Here is a 1,824-nt window from a genome sequence, read left to right as displayed (position 1 = left end):
CCTTGGCCGGCCTCGACCTGCCGGCCTACGAGATCCGCTGCGGCCGCACCTGGGCCACTGATGGTGCGGCCACGCCCGCGCTGCTCGACGGCCAGGGCGAGGCCATCGGCTGGCAGGCCGGGCCCGTGCTCGGCATTGCGGCCCACGGCCTGTTCGAGGACGCCGGGGCGCTGCGGGCCTTGTTCGGCAGCCGCGTGCGCACGCTCGACGACAGCTTCGACGCACTGGCCGACCTGATCGACGACCACCTGGGCGCGGCCACCTTGCGCGCGCTGTTCAACGCCTGACCTCCAGCAAGCCTGATCCATGACCCAAGACATCGAATCCTCCCTGCCCGAACTCCCGCCGGCCCGGTTCGGCGACGACACTCTGCGCCAGTGCGTGCAGGCCGCGCTGGACGCCAAGACCAAGCCGCGAGGTTCGCTCGGTCGGCTGGAATCGCTGGCGCTGCAGCTCGCGCTGATCCAGCGCACCGAACGGCCGCGCCTGGTCGAGCCGCAGCTGGTGGTCTTCGCCGCCGACCACGGCATTGCCGCGCAGGGGGTCTCGGCCTACCCGCCCGAAGTGACGCGGCAGATGGTGCTCAATTTCCTGGCCGGCGGCGCCGCGGTGTCGGTGCTGTCGCGCCAGCATGGCCTCGCGCTGACGGTGGCCGACTGCGGCGTCGCGGCCGAGTTCGACCCGCATCCCGTACTCGCACGCCTGAAGGTGCCCGGTGTCGAACAGGGCACGGCCGACAGCAGCCAGGGTCCGGCGATGACCGCCACGCAGTGCGCGGCGGCCATCGCAACGGGCGCCGGCTTGTGGCTGGCCTGCCCGGCAACGTGCTGCTGCTGGGCGAGATGGGCATCGGCAACTCCTCCGCGGCGGCGCTGCTGATGGCGCGCCTGACTGGGCAGCCACTGGCGCTGTGCACGGGTCGCGGCACCGGCTTGGACGATGCCGGCCTGGCGCACAAGCAGGCGGTGCTGCAGCGTGCGCTCGACGCCAATGCCAGTGCCATGTCCCCGCTGCAGGCCCTGGCCGCGCTGGGCGGCCTGGAGATCGCGACGATGGTGGGTGCCATGCAGCAGGCCGCGGCGACGGGGCGCGTGATCGTGGTCGACGGCTTCATCACCACGGCCGCCGTGGCCGTGGCGGCGACATGGCAGCCGGCCGTGCTGGCGCGCTGCGTCTTCGCCCACCGCTCGCAGGAGACGGGGCATGCGCGCTGGCTGCAGCACTTGGGCGCGCAGGCGCTGCTCGACCTGGACCTGCGCCTGGGCGAAGGTTCGGGCGCGGCGCTGGCCTGGCCGCTGCTGGAGTCGGCGTGCCGCGTGCTGGCCGAGATGGCGAGCTTCGCCTCTGCCAGCGTGAGCCGGTCCACGGCAGATGCTACGGGTGTCAGCCGATCGTCGTCATGACCGGGTTGCGGCACGAGCTGCGGGTCTTCTTCGTGGCGCTGCAGTTCCTCACGCGGCTGCCGGTGCCGCATTGGGTTGGCCACGAGTCCAAGCTGCTCCAGCGCGCGGTGCGTCACTTCCCGCTGGTGGGCGCGTTGATCGGCGCCACCGGTGCCGCGGTGGCGCTGGGTGCGCTGCAGCTGTGGCCGGCGACCGTGGCGGCAACGCTGGCAGTGGCGGCCACCGTGTGGCTCACCGCCGCCTTCCACGAGGACGGCCTGGCCGACACCTTCGACGCCCTGCTGGGCGCGGCCCCGCGCGAGAAGGCGCTGGCCATCATGAAGGACTCGCGCATCGGCAGCTACGGCGCGGCCGCGCTGTCGCTGCTGCTGCTGTTGCGCGTGCTGCTGCTGGCCGAGCTGCTGGCACGCGCGGCGCTGCC

1 protein-coding gene and 2 pseudogenes are annotated in these 1,824 nt (G+C 73.0%); all 3 read left to right on the top strand.

Annotation, left to right across the window (positions count from 1 at the left end; all coding sequences use genetic code 11):
* Positions 1-287: pseudogene (locus tag x551_RS21675) on the top strand (cobyric acid synthase CobQ); the annotation flags it as partial.
* A gap of 19 nt (positions 288-306) precedes the next feature.
* Positions 307-1,403: pseudogene (gene cobT / locus x551_RS21670) on the top strand (nicotinate-nucleotide--dimethylbenzimidazole phosphoribosyltransferase).
* A partial coding sequence (locus x551_RS21665; protein ID WP_173402832.1) for an adenosylcobinamide-GDP ribazoletransferase occupies positions 1,400-1,824 on the top strand: 425 nt, incomplete at its 3' end. The pseudogene cobT and the gene x551_RS21665, both read left to right, overlap by 4 nt.

The sequence above is a fragment of the Methylibium sp. T29 genome, from assembly GCF_000576205.1.
Classification (GTDB): Bacteria; Pseudomonadota; Gammaproteobacteria; order Burkholderiales; family Burkholderiaceae_C; genus Methylibium; species Methylibium petroleiphilum.
This window is presented reverse-complemented; position numbering and strand designations above follow the sequence as displayed.